24 protein-coding genes are annotated in these 21871 nt (G+C 32.2%); 4 read left to right on the top strand and 20 right to left on the bottom strand.

Translation table 11 applies throughout. From position 1 onward, the window contains the following. Positions 1–22: 22 nt before the first annotated feature. From B5D14_RS10225 to B5D14_RS10205, 5 genes are all read right to left on the bottom strand, one after another. On the bottom strand, positions 23–583 hold the full coding sequence (locus B5D14_RS10225; RefSeq protein ID WP_078712538.1) for a YdeI/OmpD-associated family protein: 561 nt from the start codon (positions 581–583) through the stop codon (positions 23–25). A gap of 87 nt (positions 584–670) precedes the next feature. Next, positions 671–1285, bottom strand: a complete 615-nt coding sequence (locus B5D14_RS10220) for a hypothetical protein (RefSeq protein WP_078712537.1) — start codon at positions 1283–1285, stop codon at positions 671–673. A gap of 384 nt (positions 1286–1669) precedes the next feature. Then, on the bottom strand, positions 1670–1882 hold the full coding sequence (locus tag B5D14_RS10215; protein ID WP_078712536.1) for a hypothetical protein: 213 nt from the start codon (positions 1880–1882) through the stop codon (positions 1670–1672). A gap of 388 nt (positions 1883–2270) precedes the next feature. Beyond that, positions 2271–2939, bottom strand: coding sequence for a hypothetical protein (locus B5D14_RS10210; protein ID WP_078712535.1), 669 nt, complete (start codon positions 2937–2939; stop codon positions 2271–2273). A 177-nt stretch (positions 2940–3116) separates the two neighbouring features. Beyond that, a complete protein-coding gene (locus B5D14_RS10205) occupies positions 3117–4304 on the bottom strand; it encodes a helix-turn-helix domain-containing protein (protein ID WP_078712534.1) in 1188 nt (395 codons plus the stop codon). 151 nt (positions 4305–4455) lie between these two features. On the opposite strand from B5D14_RS10205, the gene B5D14_RS10200 reads away from it, so the two are divergent. Next, entirely contained in the window at positions 4456–4662 is a 207-nt protein-coding gene (locus B5D14_RS10200; protein ID WP_078712533.1) for a hypothetical protein, read from the top strand. 56 nt (positions 4663–4718) lie between these two features. Here B5D14_RS10200 and B5D14_RS10195 read toward each other — a convergent pair whose 3' ends face one another. Genes B5D14_RS10195 through B5D14_RS10155 form a run of 9 tightly spaced genes read right to left on the bottom strand, consistent with a single transcriptional unit; the run spans position 4719 to position 13142 of the window. Continuing rightward, a complete protein-coding gene (locus B5D14_RS10195) occupies positions 4719–5354 on the bottom strand; it encodes a V-type ATP synthase subunit D (RefSeq protein WP_078712532.1) in 636 nt (211 codons plus the stop codon). Next, the gene (locus B5D14_RS10190; RefSeq protein WP_078712531.1) at positions 5354–6772 is read right to left on the bottom strand and encodes a V-type ATP synthase subunit B; all 1419 of its coding nucleotides are present in this window, start codon (positions 6770–6772) and stop codon (positions 5354–5356) included. The genes B5D14_RS10195 and B5D14_RS10190 overlap by 1 nt, the downstream gene beginning before the upstream one ends. Before the next feature lie 15 nt (positions 6773–6787). Beyond that, a complete protein-coding gene (locus B5D14_RS10185; RefSeq protein WP_078712530.1) occupies positions 6788–8536 on the bottom strand; it encodes a V-type ATP synthase subunit A in 1749 nt (582 codons plus the stop codon). A 20-nt stretch (positions 8537–8556) separates the two neighbouring features. Then, positions 8557–9141, bottom strand: coding sequence for a V-type ATP synthase subunit E (locus tag B5D14_RS10180; protein ID WP_078712529.1), 585 nt, complete (start codon positions 9139–9141; stop codon positions 8557–8559). A 10-nt stretch (positions 9142–9151) separates the two neighbouring features. Then, positions 9152–9460 (bottom strand): V-type ATP synthase subunit F, encoded by a 309-nt coding sequence (locus B5D14_RS10175; RefSeq protein ID WP_078712528.1) that lies wholly within the window; start codon positions 9458–9460, stop codon positions 9152–9154. An 11-nt stretch (positions 9461–9471) separates the two neighbouring features. Continuing rightward, the gene (locus B5D14_RS10170; RefSeq protein ID WP_078712527.1) at positions 9472–9918 is read right to left on the bottom strand and encodes an ATP synthase subunit C; all 447 of its coding nucleotides are present in this window, start codon (positions 9916–9918) and stop codon (positions 9472–9474) included. 20 nt (positions 9919–9938) lie between these two features. Then, on the bottom strand, positions 9939–11762 hold the full coding sequence (locus B5D14_RS10165; RefSeq protein ID WP_078712526.1) for a V-type ATP synthase subunit I: 1824 nt from the start codon (positions 11760–11762) through the stop codon (positions 9939–9941). 12 nt (positions 11763–11774) lie between these two features. Further along, on the bottom strand, positions 11775–12812 hold the full coding sequence (locus B5D14_RS10160) for a V-type ATPase subunit (RefSeq protein ID WP_078712525.1): 1038 nt from the start codon (positions 12810–12812) through the stop codon (positions 11775–11777). Between the two features lie 18 nt (positions 12813–12830). Continuing rightward, positions 12831–13142 (bottom strand): hypothetical protein, encoded by a 312-nt coding sequence (locus B5D14_RS10155; RefSeq protein ID WP_078712524.1) that lies wholly within the window; start codon positions 13140–13142, stop codon positions 12831–12833. A 456-nt stretch (positions 13143–13598) separates the two neighbouring features. Between B5D14_RS10155 and B5D14_RS10150 the strand changes: the two genes are divergently transcribed. Then, positions 13599–14585: a helix-turn-helix transcriptional regulator gene (locus tag B5D14_RS10150; RefSeq protein ID WP_078712523.1), complete on the top strand. Its 987-nt coding sequence runs from the start codon at positions 13599–13601 to the stop codon at positions 14583–14585. A 65-nt stretch (positions 14586–14650) separates the two neighbouring features. After that, the gene (locus B5D14_RS10145; RefSeq protein WP_078712522.1) at positions 14651–15022 is read left to right on the top strand and encodes a DUF3899 domain-containing protein; all 372 of its coding nucleotides are present in this window, start codon (positions 14651–14653) and stop codon (positions 15020–15022) included. 121 nt (positions 15023–15143) lie between these two features. Here the strand turns inward: B5D14_RS10145 and B5D14_RS10140 are convergent, their stop codons facing one another. The 6 genes from B5D14_RS10140 to B5D14_RS10120 form a co-directional block, all read right to left on the bottom strand. Beyond that, positions 15144–16091, bottom strand: coding sequence for an ABC transporter ATP-binding protein (locus B5D14_RS10140; protein ID WP_078712521.1), 948 nt, complete (start codon positions 16089–16091; stop codon positions 15144–15146). Positions 16092–16097: 6 nt separating this feature from the next. Continuing rightward, on the bottom strand, positions 16098–16655 hold the full coding sequence (locus tag B5D14_RS12385) for an ABC transporter ATP-binding protein (RefSeq protein WP_342585681.1): 558 nt from the start codon (positions 16653–16655) through the stop codon (positions 16098–16100). Then, entirely contained in the window at positions 16615–17136 is a 522-nt protein-coding gene (locus B5D14_RS12380; protein WP_342585680.1) for an ATP-binding cassette domain-containing protein, read from the bottom strand. The genes B5D14_RS12385 and B5D14_RS12380 overlap by 41 nt, the downstream gene beginning before the upstream one ends. A gap of 12 nt (positions 17137–17148) precedes the next feature. Continuing rightward, positions 17149–18327, bottom strand: coding sequence for an ABC transporter permease (locus B5D14_RS10130; RefSeq protein WP_078712520.1), 1179 nt, complete (start codon positions 18325–18327; stop codon positions 17149–17151). Then, positions 18324–19289 carry an ABC transporter permease gene (locus B5D14_RS10125; RefSeq protein ID WP_078712519.1) on the bottom strand — a complete coding sequence of 322 codons (966 nt, stop codon included), beginning with the start codon at positions 19287–19289 and terminating at the stop codon, positions 18324–18326. The genes B5D14_RS10130 and B5D14_RS10125 overlap by 4 nt, the downstream gene beginning before the upstream one ends. Positions 19290–19433: 144 nt before the next feature. Continuing rightward, a complete protein-coding gene (locus B5D14_RS10120) occupies positions 19434–21089 on the bottom strand; it encodes an ABC transporter substrate-binding protein (protein WP_078712518.1) in 1656 nt (551 codons plus the stop codon). Positions 21090–21317: 228 nt separating this feature from the next. On the opposite strand from B5D14_RS10120, the gene B5D14_RS10115 reads away from it, so the two are divergent. Next, positions 21318–21860: a TetR/AcrR family transcriptional regulator gene (locus B5D14_RS10115; RefSeq protein ID WP_078712517.1), complete on the top strand. Its 543-nt coding sequence runs from the start codon at positions 21318–21320 to the stop codon at positions 21858–21860. The last annotated feature ends 11 nt before the right edge of the window (positions 21861–21871 follow it).

Raw genomic sequence — 21871 nt, 5'->3', positions numbered from 1 at the left:
TTATCTCACGATAACTTTTTTATTACATTGGTTTTAAGTTTTTATTCAATCGATCAATTATCCAAGCAATTCTTTTTTGTTTCCCTGCTTCTGTTTTAGGATCCATAAATGCTTTTGTATAAGTTTTTTTAACTGATGGAGACATTGCCATAAAATTTGTATAAGCAGGTTCATTTCCTTTAATAACTTCAATCAATAAATCTAAATCACTATTTACTACTTCAATTGTATTGTCTGTATCCCATTGTCCATTTTGTTTTGCTTCTTCTATTTTTTGTTTACCCAAATCTTGCAAGTATCCTTTTTTATCAAGTTCAAGTACAAGCTGTTTATTCTTTTGGGACCATTTACTATTCTTTCTTCGTTTTGCAAAGTATTTGATGTACGTATTTTCATCAACACTTTTCATTTGTCCATCAATCCATCCAAAACAAAGTGCTTCTTCTAAAGCATCACTAGCTTTCAATGAACTCTGACTTAACGTCTTATCAAACTCAATCCATATACCTTCATCTTGATTTTGATTCTTCATCAACCATTTATGGAATTCTTTTCTATCTTTGAAGCTTATATTTTTATCCATATCTATTTAACCTCCACAAATTTATAGCACTATTTTTTATGTCATTAGTTTATCATATATTGATAAAAAACATTACTAATATCAAAACTACAATTCTTCATCAAATAATTTTACTATTGTTATTAAATCTTCATTATTAAGTGTAATCTCACTGTTTATTCTCACAATAATAACACGATTATCTTTATATAAATAGAGGCTATTTTCTTGACCATTTCCTGGTATTTCTTCAATTGGATACAAAGAATATGAATGTTCAACTCCAAAATCACTCAAGCTACGACCAATTAATTTCTCAATCTTCTTATTATTTTCTTCATATAAGTCATTATATAGTTTAACTGCAGTATCATTTGAAATAAAATCATAAATCGTAATATCTACTCGACTATATTCATCACCATCAATTGAATTGGAAGAAACTGATAATTCATAGATAACATCACCTGAATATTTCGTTCTTTTAGTCGCTTTTTCAACTTTATTATTATCATATCCAATTTCTTCCATCGAAAAGATATAAGGTATATCAGATACTGTTTTTGAATTTAAAAATGAAAAAGTTCCAAAAAAGAGTAGTAACGAAAACGATACCCAAAACACACCATTAAATGACTTCACATACTTTTTCTCATTCACTTTTTGAATATTAATTAACGATTGAAAATCTTTTTCTTTATCTTTTTTTGCATTATTATTCATCTGACTCTCTCTTCCCTTAATAAATTCAAGTAAATATCTTCAAGATTATCTATATACCTTTCCATTTTATCTATAATATCTCATTATTATTTTTACATTTTTAATTTATGTTATCAATCTAAAAAAGATGAGTGTCTATTGTATTGTCCTTTAATACAATTGAATTCATCTTTCTTGTAATATTTATTCATATTTAAATCATGAATCAAGAAGTGAAAGCATTTATTTTTTAGCAATTTAAAATAGTAATATAGGTAGCCAAATATCAATTTTCTATACTTGTTTTCCTTACCTCTTGTATTTACACATATTATTTTATACTACATCATATTAATCTAAATTTCTAACAAATTATAATTATATTTTATTTCCAATCATAATAAATTAATATGGATAATTATTAACAACTACTCTGCATCCTGAAGGCTGTGTATAATCCCATGGACTTCCATTCCATGTATGACTTGGATTTTGAATAAGTGGAGCATTCCTAAATTGTACAGAATTTCCATTAACTACCCCTGTTCGAACCCCATACCATGCCAGTGTATTACAATCTTTGTTATATGAACCATAGTAACAATTTACCTCTGCCACAGAAGTAGGACTTCCTAAATCCTTCCACGCATTATACGCCATTGTAACATATGAATAATAGTCGCAAGTTCCTAATCCAACAATAGAATTATCAACACTACCAAATGCTATTCATAAAGTTAAATTATAATTCCAAAGTAAATTACTAGCATAAGAAAAATTAATAATACTTTAGGAATTTCATATAATCTAAGGCTTTTTCTAGAAAATGTATAATTTTCACGTATATAATTTAATATTAATTCAAAAAATGCAAAAAACATAACCGCGTAAAAAGGAGGACTAGAGAAACTATTATTTCTTAAAAAAAATAGTAAGATGAAAAATCCCAAAAGCTGTATAAAGCTTGTTATCAAATATGGTATCATATTGATTCGCAATGGAGAATTTACCACCCTGGAGTAGTACTTGTCCAATCACCATATCGTACAGCATATGTTCCTGTACATTGAGGATTAGAATATGCACGTGCCTCTGTTTTCATCCAATAATATCCCAAAAAACTTGAAGGTGCATATGTAGTTCCCCATGTCCATTGCTCATAAGTATCCGTTTTAGTCCATAAATAGAATAATGTTGAACTCGAAAAAATGCTTATTGCTACTCCTATCAACGCATAGGCTGTAGCATAAGGAAGATCAATAAATGCTAAAACCGAAAGAGCTAATGTAGTTTGGTCACCACTTCCTAAAGAATCAACACTAGTTACAGTTCCGACATAAACATCTCTATTTCCATTGGCTTTTATTGATATTTTAGGAAATACGTTACTTCTGATTTTGAGATAATTTATATCAATTGTAGTAATTTTATCAGCCATTCCATTTTTATAAATTTCAACATATGCTTTGTTATCAACACTATATCGTATTGTAACATCAAATATATTTCCTTCTTCTAATATCTTTGTCTCTTCTTTTATATAAGTAGGATACTCTGTAAATTTACTACTTATCACTTGACCCGGAGTATTATCATCTTGTGCATAAACATCTATTTTTTGTATAAAACAGAAAAGCAATGTAATAGCAGTAATTATACTAATTATTTTCTTCATATTATTTCCTTTCTTTTCATTTAATTTTTTTGCTATTCAAATTCTTTAATCTCCATTCTTGTATCTTCCCATACTTAATCTTCTTTGTTAATTACATTTTAACATGTAATTCAAAGTGATTTTGTTCGAGACAAATTATTTATTTACCGGTTTATACATCTATTTCAAATTAAGTTGCTAGCAACTTTTCATGAGTTTACAAACTTCTTTATATTGATGCTTTGCCTCATAAAACTCTATGAGTAAATCTTTGATAAATTTCACAGACTCACTATCCTCTGATTTTTTAGCTTGTTTGAATGTCTTTACGAGTAAGTCCTCATATTCATTGGTGTTGCATTCCTTTGTAATTATTTTCGAAATAATTATCAACTGTTTTTCTTGAAAACAGTCTTTAAATTTGGATAATCCTATTTCTATAATTTTCGTTGCATCATCTAATCTAGTTAATTTATAATAAATCAATGCAAGATGAAAATAATAATCTAAATAATTTATATTTGATTTTTGTGCGTATATTAAAGCTTCATCGTATTCGTTTTTCTTTATTAATAACCAGCATAAATTACCATAAATAAGCTCCAATTGCTCCTCTGAGAGATTTGGATTCAATATCATTTCATTAAACAACACATATGCTGCTTCATAGTTTCCACTTTTTGAATTAATAATTGCAATATGAAGATTTGTATAAAACATTCGTTTATAATTCAATTCCAAAGAAAATTTATCAAACGCTTTTTTACAAAATTCATTTGCATCAAAATAATTACCAAACTTATAATTCAACATTCCTAAATGATAGTAAAGAATGCTAGTTGAATATGGATATTCTCCAAATTCTAAAGCTCTATCAAAATATTTTTTTGCTAATTCATAATTATAATCTAAATAATAACATCCAATATAATCATAAATAATTTGTTTTTCTTTATTATTGTATAATTCAGATGTTTTATCCATCTGTTTAATATATCTTTCTGTTTCAATTTCTTTTGACAAAAAATTGACCTTATACACTAAATTAGCTATTAGAAATTTTGAATATGCATTTGTGCAATTAAAATCATTTGATTGCATTATAACCCTATCTATAAAATCCCTATCTATATTCAAGTAAAGAAACATTGTTAATACTTTATCTACATTTCTTTCGAATTCTCGGCAATCTTGATCTATTTTATAAGTTATGCCTAGCGCTTCAAATATAACAGTAAAGGTTTCATCACTTACATCAATGATTCCATTTTCAACTCTGGAAATATAAGATCTGGAATAATTTACTTTCTTAGCTAATTGATCGGTATTTAGACCTAGGTCTTTTCTTCTTTTGCGTATTATTATACCTAAATTATTATTTTTCATATCAATCTCCCTAAATTCATTTTAACATAGATAATTTAATAGAATGCTGGAAACTTTTTTAGTTTTTAGCTATTTATCAAGGTTATTTTTATTTATTCTCGAACATATTTTTACTGAATATTCTAGTATAATAAGAGTAGGAGGAATTCAGATGAAAAATATTTTAAGAAAAACTATAATTTCAGCCATGACATTCTCAACATTATTTTTATGTTTTACATTCCCTAGATTAAATGTTTTAGCTTCAGAACAAAATGAATTGAAGTTTTGCATTTATGATTCTAATGGTAATCTCGATCCTTCTAGCCCTACACCATGTGTTCCTAAAACTAGAGCACATCAAGGTGGTCCAATATAAAAATGTGCACTTCAAATGCACATTTTTTTTGTGAAAAAGAAGTTGTCTCCAACTTCTTAGTTTGCTTTATGTTGATTTGCATCTCTTTCTTTATTTGCTTTGATGACTTTAAGACGTGAGAATTCTTCACGTTCTTTTTCTTCTAAAGCCTCTGTAATAAATTTTATTTGAGATTCAAAGTCAGGAATAACAATGTTCTTTAATGCATTCGCTCTTTTTTGTGTTTTACGGATTGCATTGGCTAGACGATAAACACTGTTGTCAACTTCTGCAAGAATCATTGTTAATTCTTTTACTTTATTGAATTGAATGTAAGCTTCATCCACTTTTGATGAAGATTGTTCAAATCCATATTGGATTTCTAAATCTTCCGGTTTGTAGATAATGTTTGGTACTTCAACTCCCATAACACTACGATAGGTAACGCGTACACCTGTGTCTACTTTTACTTGGCTTGCAATGCTTGTGATAATACCTGTTGAAACGTTTGCTTGTTGTAGTAAATAATAAGCTTCTTGATAACTATCAGTAATTTCATCACGAAGTAATTTTACTTTATCAACCAACATCATCATTTCACGTATAAGTACATTACGTTTACGATCCATTAGATCATATCCCATTTTAGCTAAAACTAAAGATTTTTTAGCTGCCATGAGATTTCCTTTGGTCGCAAATACTTGCGCAGCCATTACTCTTCTCCTTGCAGAGCTAGACTAATGGTACGCATTGCACGTTCTGGATCATAGTTTGCTTTTATAAGTTCTGGATCAAGACGGTCTAATGCACTCATTGGTAGAGTTGATAGTAGCGCCCATCCTAAATTCAATGTTTCAATGATTGAACGTTTCACGCCAAATCCTTGACCAACAAATACTTTTTCAAACAAACGTCCAAATTCCATGAATCGTTTATCACTTTCAGATAATTCATCTTCACCAATAACTGATGCAAGTGAACGAGCTTCTAATACTTGAGCATAAGATGCGAACAATTGGTTTGCGACATCTTGATGATCTTTACGAGTATATCCTTCCCCAATACCATCTTTCATCAAACGAGATAATGATGCAAGACATCCAATTGGAGGGTACACACCATTTTGATGTAAGTTACGATCTAAAACGATTTGTCCTTCTGTGATGTATCCAGTTAAATCTGGTACAGGATGCGTGATGTCATCATTTGGCATTGTTAGAATTGGAATTTGTGTTACAGAACCTTTTGATGTTTTGATAATTCCAGCTCTTTCGTAAAGTGATGCTAAGTCAGAATATAAATATCCAGGATATCCTTTACGTCCAGGAATTTCACCTTTACTACTTGAGAACTCACGTAGAGCTTCACAATAAGATGTAATATCTGTAAGGATAACTAGAATATGCATATCAAGTTCATATGCTAAATATTCAGCTGCAGTAAGAGCACAACGTGGTGTTAGTGTTCTTTCGATGATTGGGTCATTGGATAAGTTAACAAACATGCAAACTTTTTCCATAACACCAGTTTCTTCAAATGAGCGTTTGAAATAATCTGCAACGTCGTTTTTAACACCCATTGCTCCAAACACAATTCCAAAACCTTTACCATCATCATCTGCGATTTGTGCTTGACGTACAATTTGTACCGCAAGCTTATCATGTGGCATCCCACTTCCTGAGAAAATAGGAAGCTTTTGACCACGAATTAATGTATTTAATCCATCAATTGCAGATATACCTGTATTGATGTAGTTACGAGGATATTGACGAGATACAGGATTTAATGGCTTACCATTAATATCCGCAAATTTCTCAGCATAAACATCACCTAAACCATCAATTGGTTTCCCTGCTCCATTAAATACACGCCCAAGGATTTCTTTTGATAAGGCAATTTCCATTGGGTGACCCAATAAACGTGTTTTTGTATTTTTCTTTGATAATCCAGCTGTTCCTTCAAACACCTGAACCATCGCTTTTTCACCTTCGATTTGAACCACACGTCCTTGACGTACTGATCCATTTGCTAATTCAATTTCAACCATTTCTTCATTTGAAACATTCTTTACATGATCTAAGGCTACAAGTGATCCACTAATTTCTTCTAATCCTAATAATTGAAGACCCATCAAAATTCCTCCTTTCTATTCGATTGTACTTAATGCTTTATCGATTTTATCGAAGTACTCATCCAATAATGCAATATTATTGTTTGGTACATCATATTTAATTTTAATTACTTCATCAAAAATTCCAGTGTTTAGTATTGAACTAATTGGGAATTTCTTTTGAATAAGTGGTTTACATGCATCATATAAATATGAAATTACTTTCAACATCTTATATTGTTTTGCAAAAGGTACAAATGTATCATCTGGATGGAATGCATTTTGTTGCAAATATCCAACACGTACTACTTTTGCAATTTCAATTGTAAGCTTTTGATCATCTGGTAAAACATCAGATCCAATTAACTTAACAATTTCCATCAATTGATTTTCTTCATGCAAGATTTGAACCATTTCTGAGCGTAGTGCTGTAAAGTCACGTGCTACATTTTGTGAATACCAACGATCTAAATCATCTAAATATTCGCTATAACTTAAGTTCCAGTTAATTGCTGGAAAGTGACGTGCGTAAGCAAGTGATTTATCAAGTGCCCAGAAAGCACGAACGAAACGTTTTGTATTTTGTGTAACTGGTTCTGAGAAGTCTGCACCTTGAGGTGATACTGCTCCGATAATTGTTACTGATCCTTCTTTTCCACTTAGTGTTTCAATGTATCCTGCACGTTCATAGAATTGAGAGATACGAGAAGGTAAATAAGCTGGGAATCCTTCTTCAGCTGGCATTTCTTCAAGACGTCCTGAGATTTCACGAAGAGCTTCTGCCCAACGAGATGTTGAGTCTGCCATGATAGCTACATGGTAGCCCATATCACGGTAATACTCAGCTAGGGTAATTCCAGTATAGATACTTGCTTCACGAGCCGCTACGGGCATGTTTGATGTATTAGCGATTAAAACTGTACGATCCAATAAAGGTTTTCCAGATTTAGGGTCAATCAATTCACTAAATTCTTCAAGAACTTGCGTCATTTCATTCCCACGTTCTCCACAACCTACATAAACAATAATATCAGCATCACACCATTTAGCTAATTGGTGTTGTGTCATTGTCTTACCAGCTCCAAATCCTCCAGGTACAGCCGCTGCTCCACCTTTTGCGATTGGGAATAAGGTATCAATAACACGTTGTCCAGTTACTAGTGGTAGTGTGATTGGTTTACGATAGCTTACAGGACGAGGATTACGAATTGGCCAGTCTTGTGCTAATTTAACTTCAAATACTTCACCTAAATCATTTTTAATTTTGACTAAAGTTTCAGTCACAGTATACTCACCATCACCCACTGCAGTTTCAACAACCCCAGAAATATGCACTGGAATCATACTACGGTGTTCAATTAAGTCTGTTTCAGGACATGTTGCAAAGATATCTCCACCTTTTACTGTGTCGCCTACCTTTACCTTCATTGTCACATTCCACTTTTTATTTTCATCAAGCGAAGGAATTGTTTTCCCCTCACTAATGAATGCACCTTGTGTAGCTGCAATATCTTTTAAAGGTCTTTCAATCCCATCAAAAATATTTTTCAAGATACCAGGTCCTAAATGTGCACATAAGAGTGAACCAGATGAATATACAGGTTCTCCTGGTCTAAGTCCTGTTGTTGATTCATAAACTTGGATTGTAGTTTTATCTCCAGTAATACCGATAACTTCTCCTAGTAATCTTGCATCTCCAACATTTACCATCTCTAGCATACTAAAGTCACTTGAGTTTCTTACAGTTACAACAGGTCCATTGATAGAATAAATACGATTATCCATATTAATTCCTCCCCTGCTTTCTAAATGGTAAATCCAGAATTATTCTGGAACCATGTCATTTCATTTTGCAAACTAAAATCTAATGTATTATCAATTTCAAATCCTTTATTTGGATTAACATAGCGAAATCCACCTAATTGTATTAGAGTTTCCTCTACCTTACATTGACAATTCTTCTTCTTTAATATTTCCGTTAAAAGACTTACATCTTCTTTACGAACTTCAAAATAACCATCATGATCAATTTCACCTAATTGCTCAATTTTCTTTTCAATGAATTTTGTATAATCAGCACTTTCAACAAACGCTGTTAATTTATTCTTTACATCATCAAATAATTGATCAACAAGTTGAGTACGTAAATGAAGTAAATCACGTTTTGTTTTCAACTTATTTTGTGAGGCTTGTGTTGCAGCAAAAAGTCTCAATTCATTGAGTTCTTTTTCCTTATATGTTTCTATTTCCTTTTTTAAACCTTCTTTAAAAAAGTTAATTTGATCTTCTTCCATGTTCTTAACTTCATAATTAATTTGATCAATAACTAAATTAACTTGCTCACGAACATCACTTTCAATGATTTCAAGTGTTTCTTTTTCTTTCATCATACCTATCACCTCACAATTTAATACCGATTGCTTCACTAATATACTTGTCGATTGTTTCCCCTACTTTAGCTGAACCATGACGATCTGGGATTTCAACCAAGAGTGGTTTTGAATAATTAAGTTTCATATTAGATATAATGTCAGGACAAGTATTCACAATCTTAGTCGTCATTAAAACAATTACTATTTCAGGATCGATAATGCAGCGATCCAACTCATCAAGAACTTCTTGACGCTCATGGACAACAACACCCTCAATACCTGCAAGTCGTAACCCCATTTGTGTATCGACATTGTCACTAATACAAAATACTTTCACGTTTTTTTCTCCTATAGTTTGTTCATGATTAAGATAGAGATTAATAGACCATAGATGGCAACCCCTTCACCTAATGCAACGAAGATAATTGCTTTACCAAAGTTGTCTGAATTTTCAGAAATAGCTCCAATAGCAGCAGGAGCAGCAGCAGCAACGGCAATACCAGCACCAATTGCAGAACAAGAAGTAGATAATGCAGCAGCTAAGAATCCCATACCTTGTGCATTTGTACCAACGATAGATACAACTGGGTTTGCACCCTCAGCAGCTAAAGCTACCATACCATTTAATTGGAATACCATTGCAAGGGCAAATACACCTGCAAAGATTGAAATTTGAGCGATTAATTTATGCTTCGCATTTTTAGCATTAACACCTTTTTTACCCATATAAAATAATGGACAGATAACAAGTACCACTGCGATGAGTGGTAAAAACATTTCAACAAAAGATAACATAATAAATTCTTCCTCCTCAATTAGTTGTCTGATGAAATAAGATTAAATTTCTTACCGCCGCCCTCAAAGTAACGGCTAAACATTTCATAATATTCTAGACGTAGTGTTTGAATTCCTACGATTAATCCTTCAAGTGCCATAACGAATAAGTTACCAATTACAAAGACAACTGGTCCTGCATTTCCTGTCATTTCAACAAGTGTCATAACAACAAGCATCATCCCAGCATGACTGAGAACGAATCCGCCTACACGAAGGTAAGACATTGAGTTAGTAACAAAACTCAATAAGATTTCAAATACTTCAAAGAATGTTTCTAAGACGAAATTACCCCAACCACCATGTGGTTTAATACTCTTACCTTGTATTAGGTGAGATAAAGGTTCTTTGAAGAAGAACAACACAATAGGAAGCCCAATAAACGGAATCATCCACATCGGTGTCAATATATTAAATCCAAAAACAAATTGACCAGCAATTGCAACAAACAAATAACCATAGAATGCAAATCCTGCAAGTCCATTTTGTGAGAAGAAGAGTTCTCCCCAGTCTTTATGTTTAAGATGCATTGCCATATTCATAACCATTGTAATTAGAATTAATACAGCCCCAATCACAACTGCACTAATAAGAAGTGTCATTGTGAAGTTTCCATCCATTACATTAATTAATTTTTCATGAACATTGAATAAACCACGATGTACTGGAATTAGAATTTCTTCATTTCCAAATACTGAACCAAACAAGAATCCAAAGATCATGGATGTAATACCAACACGACCTACAATTCCTGCAAGCTTATTCTTTGATTTCCATTCAAGGAACAATCCACCTAGTAATAACAAGAACCCTTGTCCTAAATCACCAAACATGATCCCAAATAGGAAACAATACGTAATTCCAACAAATACAGTTGGATCCATATCACGATAAGCAGGTAAGCTATACATCGTTACAAACATTTCAAAGGGTCTAAAGAACCAATTGTTTTTAAGTAGAGTTGGTGGTGTAAGATTTGGTGCATCACTTGTATTGTGTGCATCCACACTTACATCAACCCCGTTAAATTCAGTCTTGAACTTATCTAAATCTTTTTCAGGCACAAATCCTACAACAACATAATGATCTTCAAAGATTGATACATATTGGTGTAAAGAATATAAGCGATTCCTTTCTTCACAATATGTATAAACATTTGTAAGTTCTTCTTCATATTGTGCAATAATTTTTTTACTATCAATCGTTGGAATTTTAATCTCTTCCAAATACAAGCCATCAAACATTTTCTTTGTTTCACGAGCATATGTATTTGATGTAGCATAAACAATCCATTGATATTGTGATGTTTGATGTAACTTTGCAGTAATGAATTTTGCATCTTGAATTAAGTTTAATTTCTTAACACTTTCAATTGGTAATCTTCCCATACCAAATGAAATATAATGACAATCGTGCATTGCTGTAAAATCAAGCAAACGAAGTGTCTCAAGTGCAATTTCATCATCACCTGTTAGTGAATTCGATTCTACTGAATCACTCACTACTTTAAATTGTTCTTCAACATTCTTTAAGAATGTCTCAATTTCTTCATTTGTATACGTTTTTTCTAGTGTTGGTTTTGCTTTCATTTCAAAGCCAATACTATGACCAATATTCTTTAGTGTATTCACATAATCTGAATATATATTTTCTATAGAAAGAAGTCTTCCACCATTTTCTTCATTTACAATTGAAGTAGCATTTTCTGCATGAAGGTATTTTGAAGTTTCACAACGCTTAAGCATTTCTTCATAGTTTCCCTCACTCGCCGAAATACTAACTAGTTTCATTTTTGTAATCGACATATATTCTCCCCTCTAATAAATTAATAAGCGCTCAATTTTTTCTGGCGCAATTCGATATCTTATACCCTCAATAATATCTACAATATTTTGAACTTCGGTTTCAGACAACAGCATGTAAGATAATAAAACAATATTTGGATTATTACTAAATGCTAAGTGTTTCCGATTAATGTTGTAGTTAATTTTCTTCGTATGATATTCAATATAAATAAATCTTTGATTGTCCGTGTAATTTTTATAAGCTGATTTTGCTAAGTAATCAAATAACTCATCCGCATTACAATGATCAATAATATAATCTAAATCTTTTTTTGAAAATCTTAAATGCACAGGAGAAATTAATTCTTTAATGCGATCACTTGGTGTATCAAAGTATTTCTTAAGACGATATATCTTTGTAATGTTCTCTAACTCGATTTGAGTCAAGAAGATATCTCTTAAATCTTCTTTTTCTTTACCAGAGAAATCTGATTCTATGATTTTAAGTACTGTATCAAAATAGTAATTTCTCAATGCACTCTCACAACCTGTGAAATCAAAGTCTTCCATATGTAATGGCTTAAATTGCCTTACAATTTGTGCATAATCTGTATGACTAATTACATCAAGTAATTCATCATATGTTCTTACTTTTGCTAAATCGCTTATCTTAAACGATGTTTGAAGTTCAAGATAGGTTGGCATCTTCTCAATAAATTGCATATAATCTCTTGATTCAAAAGATCGTATGCAGTTTAAGATTTGATGAATTTCATTTTCAATAATTCCATAACGGTAAAATCCACCTTTTGATGAATTTGCATAACGCATTAAACTAGAAAATCTTTGAAACAAATCTTGTCGTATCAAAGCTTCAAGTTGACCACGATGAATTGATTTCTCGTTAATACCCGCTAGAACCTCATTGAAATAAGTATCATTTTTTAAATAGGATGCTACTTCCGCTACTGTCTTCTTTTGTAACATTGCTTGATAATCTTCTGGACGTATCCTTTTACCAAACATTGCTTTTGCTTTTGCGGTAAGTGCACCTGCTGCCTTATTTGACATGGTCCCCTCCTTTAAAGCTTAGTCTAGACAATGTTGAATAATTGTTTCGCACCACTCATCTTTTTTTGTTTGATAGACTTGTTGGATTCTAGATGAAACATCTTCAAATTCCTTATTATTATCTTCAGTTGCTTTTTGAATTCCTTCATCTAGCTCTTTTTTGATTTGATCTACTTCTTTCTTAACTTGTTCCCAAGCTTCATCACTAATGTGTTTTTTCTCACTCGCAATCTTTTGCTTTAAATCATATTTGCGTTGATGAGCATCATCCACATTTTTACGTGCTTGTTCATCAGAATGAATTAAGTCTTGTATATCTTTCAATTCCATTTTTGGTCTCCTTTCAAACAAAAACCGTTCTTGATTAGTATATTCCTTTTTTTAGCATATTTCAATGGATACAGAGTCTTAATTACATATGAATTATTTCCGTTTAAACCTTTTGAAAGCTAGTTTTTTCACAAGTTCACCCTCATTATCTCATATTGCTTTAAGTAGTAGGCATTCTATTATTTATAGTCATCCGTATTCTCATTGAAAATCACTTCGCTATTTACTCATTCTTTCATATCAAAGTATAAAAGTAAGTATTTTGATTTCTTTCTATAGCGTATTTACTTTATTTTTGCAAACCATCAAATTCTTGATTTTAGACATTAGATTGTACAAAAAATACAGTATAATAGGTATATGAAACCAATAGTTGCCTCAATGAAAAGCAGAATTGGTAGAGGCAACCAGTCATTATCTAGTATGATGAACTCGTAAATAAAGGAGAAAACGATTATGAATATAGAAATCGCAAATCGTCTAGTTGAATTACGAAAACAAAGGGGATTATCACAAGAAGATCTAGCACAAGAGTTAGGGATTTCAAGACAAGCAGTAAGTAAATGGGAAAGAGCTGAGTCATCACCTGATACAGATAATCTTATTTTACTGGCAAGATTATATGGTGTATCACTTGATGATATGTTAAAGACAGATGAAGAAATACCAATGCCAGAGGAACCAAAAGAGGAGCAAAAGGAAGAAGAAAATACAGAATCTTTTGATGAAGATAAAACCGATAAAGGTCACGTCCACATCGGTTGGGATGGAATTCATGTAAAAGATGGGGATGAACAAGTTGACATCTCTTGGAATGGAATTCATGTTAAATCAAAAAAGAAAGATGAAGTTAAATTAGATGGGGATGGAATTCATGTCAAATCTGGAGATAAAGAATCTTTCAAAGCCACACGAGATGGTGTTTATGTTAATGGAAAATATAAAGGAAAACATTGGAAATGGGACGAAGACCTAGAAGATATGATTCATGATGAAGTTGAAGGAAGTATCTTCTGTGATGATGACGATGATTACGAATTTAATCATAAATTTTATCCAAGAACATTCTTAGATTATATTCCTTATGGTGTTATCGTTTTCCTTGTATTCCTATACCTAGGTGTATTTGAAGGAATGTGGCATCCTGCATGGATTTTACTCTTCACCATACCAATCTATTCAAGTTTCGCTAAAACAGTAAGGAGAAGAAATTTGTATTGCTTCAACTATTCTATGTTAGCATTTACATTCTTCTTATATGTCGGATTTACATATGGTGCTTGGCATCCAGGATGGGTTATCTTTGTAACTATTCCTGTTTACTATTACTTAGTTCATTACTTCAAACGCTTGTTTAAGAAGAAAAAAGTAAAGGAAGATCCAAATGTAATTGATATAGAGGTAACAACAAATGAAAATTCAAAAGATGAGGAGCAAGATTAACTCCTTTTCTTTTGATTTTTAAGTCATAATCCGTTATACTTACACTGTTTAGTCGAGGTGCACAAATGAAAACAATTGGTATTACTTACTTTTTAACTGCTATGATTTCACTCATGATTGCGTTCTTCAATAATCCTTTCATGTTAAACCTAACAAATACCTTTACAATTATAGGACTACTCTTACTGATTTTGGGCTTATTCTTATATTTAGAAAGAAATGGTTACTTTGATGTAATAGGTTATACTTTTGGTAGAGTCGTTAAGTTTCATATCAAAAAGAAAGATTTAACACCAGAGGATAAAGAACTCTATAGTGAATTTCATACTTACATCAATGAAAAAAGCCAAAAACGATTATCAAGAAGTAATGCTATTCTCTATGTTGCACTCCTTGATATCATCACAAGTTTAATTATTAATATGATTTGGTTCTAACTCCTTCGGGAGTTTTTTATTTTATGATTATGACATGAATGCAGCTATTACACTATTATAATAATATTAAAGTTGGTTGTCCTATCTCATCTCTTTTACAAAAAAAGGTTTAGTCATTTGACTAAACCTCATGTTGAGTTGCAACTTCCTTTTTATATTCTTCAAATTCTTGATCATTACAATAAATGAAATGGTTTGGTTTGATTTCTCTCATTGAAGGTTTATCGTTTTCATAATCATGTTCATTAGGTTCATAATCATGACGTACTCTTACTTTTTCACTTCTTGGGTCTGGCTTAGGAATTGCTGACAAGAGTGATTTTGTATATGGATGAAGTGCATTCACATACAATTCTTCTGCTGGAGCAAGTTCTACAAGTTTACCTTTATGCATAACCGCAATTCTATCAGAGATATAACGTACCATTGATAAATCATGTGCTATGAATAAATAAGTAAGTCCAAGTTCTGCTTGAAGTTCCTTAAGCAAGTTAACTACTTGAGATTGAATTGATACATCCAGTGCTGAAATAGGTTCATCACAGATTACAAGTTTTGGATTTGTAATGAGTGCACGAGCAATTCCAATACGTTGACGTTGCCCACCAGAGAATTCATGAGGATAACGTCCTGCATGTTCTTTACTTAATCCTACTTTTTCAAGGATTTTGTAAACTAATTCATCACGTTCTTCTTTTGTCTTCGCAATTTTATGAATATCAATTCCCTCAGCTATGATGTCTTTAACACTCATACGAGGATTAAGACATGCCATAGGGTCTTGGAAAATCATTTGCATATTACGTGTTACAAAAGAACGATCTTCTTTTGAAATTTTCCCAGTAATCTTTTTACCATCAAATACTACATCACCATCTGTAATGTTATATAAACGAATAATTGATCGACCAATTGTAGTTTTACCTGAACCAGATTCACCTACTAGACCAAATGTTTCTCCTTGATAGATTTCAAATGAAACATCATCAACTGCTTTAACTATGTTTTTCTTGTCTAGTTTAAAATATTGCTTAATGTGATCGACTTTTAATAATACATTCTTTTCCATTTTAAACTATCCTTTCTTTAGCATGCTATCTATGCGTTGTTGAATTTGTATTGGTTTTTCAACTTTTGGCGCATATGGATGTAATAACCATGTAGCAGCATAATGTGTTTTACTTACATTAAAGTAAGGAGGTTCAAACATGAAGTCTACCTTCATTGAATATTCACTTCTTAGCGCAAATGCATCACCTTTTGGAGGATTAATCATTTGTGGTGGAGATCCTGGAATTGCATACAATTTATGATCTTTAGATTGGAATGCAGGAATAGAGGCAAGTAGTCCCCATGTATATGGATGTTGAGGATTATAATAAACCTCATCAACCAAACCTGCTTCTACTACTTTACCAGCATACATAACCGCAACACGATCACTCATGTTAGCCACAACACCTAAGTCATGTGTAATGAAGATAACAGATACACCTAGTTTGTTTTGAAGATCTTTAATAAGTTCTAGAATTTGTGCTTGTGTTGTAACATCAAGTGCCGTAGTAGGTTCATCACAAATTAAGATTTTTGGATTACATGATAAGGCAATTGCGATAACAATACGTTGTCTCATCCCCCCCCGAGAATTGGTGAGGATATTGTTTAAAACGTTTTTCAGGATTATCAATCCCTACCATCGAAATAAGTTCGATTGCTCTAGCTTTTGCTTCATCCTTTTTCATATTTAAGTTTTGAATTAATGATTCTGTGATTTGGCGTCCAATCGTCATAACTGGATCAAGTGAAGTCATTGGATCTTGGAAGACCATTGCAATGTCTTTTCCTCTATACTTAGCCATTTCATTTTCATGAAGTTTTAAAAGATTTACACCTTTGTATTCAACTTCACCACTTTCGATAACTGCATTATCTGCAAGTAAACCCATAATTGTTTTTGATGTAACTGATTTACCACAACCAGATTCACCAACAATTGCTAACGTTTCACCTTCGTATAATTCTAAATCAATTCCACGAACAGCTTTAACTAAACCGTTATGAGTTTTAAATGAAACACGAAGGTTTTTAATATTGAGTACTCTTTGTTTTTCCATATTAATCTCCTCCTAATTCCCGCGCATTCTTGGATCAAGTGAATCACGTAATCCATTTGCGAGTAAGTTAATTGATAACATAAGTATTGATAAAACAACACAAGGAATGATTAATTGATATACATAAGTCATTGCCCCATAAGTAGTACCTAAGGCATTATCAATCATTGTTCCCAACGATGGTGTTTTAACATTCATACCAATACCAATAAACGCTAAGAATGCTTCATAGAAAATTGCGTTTGGAATCGAGAATGATGCCATAACTACGATTTGAGCGACTACGTTTGGAATCAAGTGCTTCATAATTAATCTGAATGGACTAGCACCTAATGTTCTTGCCGCCAATACGAATTCTTGATCTCTTAAACGTAAGAATTGTGCACGAACCATACGAGCAACCCCAATCCAACCGGTAAGGGCAATCGCAATGGCTATTGGAACAATTCCTGGTTCAAGGAACATGAATAGAATAAATAAGATAACGATTGATGGTATACCATACAATATTTCAGTGATACGCATCATAATATCATCCAGTCGACTACCACCATAGAAACCAGCGATACCTCCATAGACAACTCCAATAAGGACATCAATTAATGCAGCATAGAAACCAATTAATAATGAAATTCGAGCTCCATACCATAAACGAGTCCAAATATCACGTCCAATTTGGTCAGTACCAAAATAGAAATATTCATTTTCTAGACCTTTAATTTTATATGTATATTCTTTAACTTTTACATAATCTACACCATCACGTGTATAACGATCTATAATTTTATACTCATCTGGTTGATAATCAGTAGCAAGACGAGCTTCAGTTGTTTCTTTAATCAATGTTCCATCAAATATTCCTAAGTTTTCAACAAATGGAATTCTTGGAGGCAATTGAGTTACAAGTGTTTGATTTTTACTTACAGCTTTATTTAAATCATACTTTGAAGTCATTGGAGCTACAATTGCCATCGTAACCATAAGTAAGATAACAATAACTGATCCAACTGCAAATTTATTTTGTAATAGTCTTAAAAAAGCATCTTTCCAGAATGTTAAAGGTTTTTTCATTAATCCTTCTGCTTCTACTACACTCGCTTTTTCAAAGACGAAATCTTCTTTTTTAACTTCTACTTCTTCGATAACGTTTGTTTCAACGATATCATTTTTATTTTTCTTAAACCAACTCATTTCTTGTCACCTCCACTTAAGCGGATTCTAGGGTCAATAACCCCATAGAGTAAATCTACTATGAGCATAGTAACAACAAACATTAAACTATATAGAAGTTCTGATGCTAATGTTACGAATGTATCTTTTACATTGATTGATTTGATTGTCAATTGACTTAGTCCTGGAACTCCAAAGAACTTCTCAACAACAACACTACCTGTCATTAATGCAACAACCATTGGACCCATAACAGTAATAATAGGTACTAATGCATTTCTAAAGGCATGGCGTGTAAATACTTGACGCTTGTTTAATCCTTTAGCACGAGCTAATAAAATATAGTCTGTGTTATAAACTTCAACAAGTTCTGTACGCATATATCTTGAAATACTAGCAATAACACCAAATGAAAGTGAAACAACTGGTAATGTCAAAGATACAAGTTCATCCAAAGCAGTTACTCCTTTAATCGGATCAGCTTTCGAGAAAATCAATGGTATAAATGGGAAATAATCCTGACGCAGGATTAGTAACACCATCGCCACAACAAAGGCTGGAACCGAGACCCCAACAACGGCAATAATCGTATTGAAATAATCCCAGAATCGATTTCTGTTTAATGCCGCTAAAGCCCCTAAAAAGATACCGATGGCAGATCCAACAAATAATGAAATAACCCCTAATTTAATTGTGATTGCTAAAGGCTCAGCAACCATATCCTTAACTGGATAGTTTTTAATCATTACGATTGATTCTCCTAAGTCCCCTTGCAGCACATTAGAAAGATACATACCATATTGCGTTAATATTGGTTTGTCTAATCCATATTTTTCCTCTAATTGCGCACGTAAAGTAGGAGTAATTTTTGGGTTACTAAATGGTGATCCAGGAGTAATTTTTAATAATAAGAACAGAATCGTCATTATTAAAAAGAGTGTAATCAACATTTGCCCAATTCTTTTTAATACATATTTGAACATTTTACTTCCCTCTCTATCTTAACTATTTCTTAATTTACTAATGTCTATTATCATATTTTACAATAATAGAGATTAGTAAACAAGAAAAAATCATAGAAAAGAGCGCTACACGCATGCAGCGCTCTTCTATAATCATAAGTATACTTATTTCTTTTCAATACCTAATTCAGCCATACCAGCTTCCCAGTATTTAAGAGCTTCTTCAGTATTGTAGTGCATATATCCTTCACCACGAGCTGCTTCAAATGGTTCACCTTCATAAGTTGAGAATGCAGAAGGTACGAAGTAATCAGCAGGAATGTTTCCATTCTTATCTAATTCGTAAGCAATGAATGCTTTATCGAATGCTAATGCTAATGCTTTACGAACATTTACATTATCAAGAAGTGGGTTTCCACCATTTTCTGCATCGTATGCTTCTAATACACCATTAGCGTTTCCAACGTTAATCATGAAGTAGAATGTTGAAGCTTCAGTAAATTTCCAAACACGTGGATCATCTTTGAATTGATCAACGAATTCACCAGTTAATCCTACACGGTCAATTGCACCATCATTGAATAATGCAACACCTGTAGCTGGATCGTATTGTTCGATTACACGGTAAGTAACACCTGGAATTTGAACTACATCAGCATCCCAGTAATTTTCATTTTTAGACCAAATAACTTCACTTGAATGATCCCATTTGCTTAAATAGAATGGACCATTACTTAAGAATGTATCAAGAGTAGTACCATAAGTAGCACCCTTTTCTTCAACAAATTCAACTGGTACTGGTAAGAATGTACCAAATGACATTAATGATTCAAAATAAGGAACGTTTTCAGATACTGTAACTGTGAATGTATGGTCATCTTTAGCACCATATTCAACGATCTTAGCAGTGTCTTTCATGAATTTGTATTGTGCGATTGAATCATCAGCAAATACACGGTTCCATGCATATTCAAAGTCTTCAGCGCTTACTGGACGTACAACTTCACCTTTAGAGTTAATCCAAGATGCTTCTGGACGTAAGTTGAAAGTCCAAGTCATTGTAGCTTCATCAAAGTTCCAATCAGAAGCAACCCCTGGTAATACTGAACCTTCAGCTTCACCTGGAATTAATAAACCTTCAGAAAGGTTTCCTAAGTTTAAGAATGATACTGCATCAGTTGCAAGCATTGCATCTAATGAAGGCATTTTTTCTGTTTCAAGTAAATTAATCATTGAGCCATCAGCTTTTGTAGCCCATTTGTAACTATAATCAAAACCGATTGAATGTTTAATAATTCCTTTTACATCTGGGCTTTGAACCATAGTTCCACCACGTTGGTAAACTGGAATTAAAATACCATCTTCAAGTAATACTTTTTCAGCTGCTTGTAAATCAGCAAATGCTTGAGCAGGATCTTTGTCTGTTCCATCAACTAATTTAGTATACTCTTCACTAGCGTATCCAACTTCGTTGTATTCACTGCCAATTGTCCACATGTTTAAGAATGTAGTTGGCCATGCATAGTCAGGAGACCATCCTGAGAATGAAATTTCAAAATCCCCCTCTGTACATTTTTGTAATTTTTCAGCAAAAGGAAGTGTATCGATTACGAATTCTACTGGATAATCTCCAAATAATTCTTCCCATTGTTGAACAACGTATTCCATAAGTACTGTAGCAGATTTGCTTTCGTAATTAAGAACACGGATTGTGTGAGTTCCACCACTTGTACCACCTGTATTACCAGCTGGTTTAGAAGAACAAGCAGCAGTACTTAGCACAAGACCTAAAGTAAGTAATGCTAAAACTAACTTTTTCATTTTCTTTCCCTCCGTCAAATCAATCCATAGATTTGTTATTATATTTTAAAGTATTTCCAAGTCAAAAGTCAACCAATTATGAAATATTTTTCACAAAACATTTATGAAAATTTTTACATTTTTCATAAATGTTTCATTCTTACATTCATTTTCTTCACATTTACCTCAACTGTAATCCACATTTCTATGTGTTAAACTAGTAGTATACGTAAGATTGAGAGGTTAATCATGAAAGAACTAACTAAAATTGCTCTTGGTGAATCATTGAAAAAAATGCTAAGTGAAAAAACATTAGATAGTATCACAGTAACTGAAGTTGCTGATGATTGTGGGGTAAATCGCCAAACCTTCTATTATCATTTTCAAGATATCTATGCATTGCTTGATTGGATTTTTATAAGAGAAACACAAGCGGCGATGCAAACCGAGGTAAATTATGAAAACTGGACAATTTGTTTAGAAGATGTATTTGCTTATATGCTTCAAAATAAAAACTTCTTTACGAATGTCTATCATTCTGTAAGTAGAGAAATGATTGAACGTTATCTTTATCAAATACAGATACATTATCTTGAACTTGTAATTCGTGATTTAGATCAAGATAAAATATTAAGTGTTGATGATAAAAAGTTCATTGAGAGTTTTATTGCTTACGCAATTGTTGGTAATGTCCTTGAGTGGATAAGAAATGGTATGAAAGCTGACTATCATCTCATTATTACTCGAATAAGCAAAATAACCTCAGGTGACATCGTAAAATATATGCTTTAATACTACAAACT

Origin of the sequence: Anaerorhabdus furcosa (genome assembly GCF_900167375.1) — a bacterium.
Taxonomy (GTDB): domain Bacteria; phylum Bacillota_I; class Bacilli_A; order Erysipelotrichales; family Erysipelotrichaceae; genus Anaerorhabdus; species Anaerorhabdus furcosa.
The sequence above is the reverse complement of the archived record's forward strand: the minus strand, read 5'-3'. Positions and strand labels throughout refer to the sequence as shown.

What these genes read in the sequence shown, in the direction of transcription:
- B5D14_RS10195 (WP_078712532.1), bottom strand. Translation starts at nt 5,354, where the DNA reads ATGGCTGCGCAAGTATTTGCGACCAAAGGAAATCTCATGGCAGCTAAA.
- B5D14_RS10170 (WP_078712527.1), bottom strand. Translation starts at nt 9,918, where the DNA reads ATGTTATCTTTTGTTGAAATGTTTTTACCACTCATCGCAGTGGTACTT.
- B5D14_RS10140 (WP_078712521.1), bottom strand. Translation starts at nt 16,091, where the DNA reads ATGGAAAAGAATGTATTATTAAAAGTCGATCACATTAAGCAATATTTT.
- B5D14_RS10200 (WP_078712533.1), top strand. Translation starts at nt 4,456, where the DNA reads ATGAAAAATATTTTAAGAAAAACTATAATTTCAGCCATGACATTCTCA.
- B5D14_RS10155 (WP_078712524.1), bottom strand. Translation starts at nt 13,142, where the DNA reads ATGGAATTGAAAGATATACAAGACTTAATTCATTCTGATGAACAAGCA.
- B5D14_RS10115 (WP_078712517.1), top strand. Translation starts at nt 21,318, where the DNA reads ATGAAAGAACTAACTAAAATTGCTCTTGGTGAATCATTGAAAAAAATG.
- B5D14_RS10225 (WP_078712538.1), bottom strand. Translation starts at nt 583, where the DNA reads ATGGATAAAAATATAAGCTTCAAAGATAGAAAAGAATTCCATAAATGG.
- B5D14_RS12380 (WP_342585680.1), bottom strand. Translation starts at nt 17,136, where the DNA reads ATGGAAAAACAAAGAGTACTCAATATTAAAAACCTTCGTGTTTCATTT.
- B5D14_RS10185 (WP_078712530.1), bottom strand. Translation starts at nt 8,536, where the DNA reads ATGGATAATCGTATTTATTCTATCAATGGACCTGTTGTAACTGTAAGA.
- B5D14_RS10160 (WP_078712525.1), bottom strand. Translation starts at nt 12,812, where the DNA reads ATGTCAAATAAGGCAGCAGGTGCACTTACCGCAAAAGCAAAAGCAATG.
- B5D14_RS10120 (WP_078712518.1), bottom strand. Translation starts at nt 21,089, where the DNA reads ATGAAAAAGTTAGTTTTAGCATTACTTACTTTAGGTCTTGTGCTAAGT.
- B5D14_RS10125 (WP_078712519.1), bottom strand. Translation starts at nt 19,289, where the DNA reads ATGTTCAAATATGTATTAAAAAGAATTGGGCAAATGTTGATTACACTC.
- B5D14_RS12385 (WP_342585681.1), bottom strand. Translation starts at nt 16,655, where the DNA reads ATGAGACAACGTATTGTTATCGCAATTGCCTTATCATGTAATCCAAAA.
- B5D14_RS10190 (WP_078712531.1), bottom strand. Translation starts at nt 6,772, where the DNA reads ATGGGTCTTCAATTATTAGGATTAGAAGAAATTAGTGGATCACTTGTA.
- B5D14_RS10130 (WP_078712520.1), bottom strand. Translation starts at nt 18,327, where the DNA reads ATGAGTTGGTTTAAGAAAAATAAAAATGATATCGTTGAAACAAACGTT.
- B5D14_RS10180 (WP_078712529.1), bottom strand. Translation starts at nt 9,141, where the DNA reads ATGATGAAAGAAAAAGAAACACTTGAAATCATTGAAAGTGATGTTCGT.
- B5D14_RS10220 (WP_078712537.1), bottom strand. Translation starts at nt 1,285, where the DNA reads ATGAATAATAATGCAAAAAAAGATAAAGAAAAAGATTTTCAATCGTTA.
- B5D14_RS10150 (WP_078712523.1), top strand. Translation starts at nt 13,599, where the DNA reads ATGAATATAGAAATCGCAAATCGTCTAGTTGAATTACGAAAACAAAGG.
- B5D14_RS10145 (WP_078712522.1), top strand. Translation starts at nt 14,651, where the DNA reads ATGAAAACAATTGGTATTACTTACTTTTTAACTGCTATGATTTCACTC.
- B5D14_RS10210 (WP_078712535.1), bottom strand. Translation starts at nt 2,939, where the DNA reads ATGAAGAAAATAATTAGTATAATTACTGCTATTACATTGCTTTTCTGT.
- B5D14_RS10165 (WP_078712526.1), bottom strand. Translation starts at nt 11,762, where the DNA reads ATGTCGATTACAAAAATGAAACTAGTTAGTATTTCGGCGAGTGAGGGA.
- B5D14_RS10205 (WP_078712534.1), bottom strand. Translation starts at nt 4,304, where the DNA reads ATGAAAAATAATAATTTAGGTATAATAATACGCAAAAGAAGAAAAGAC.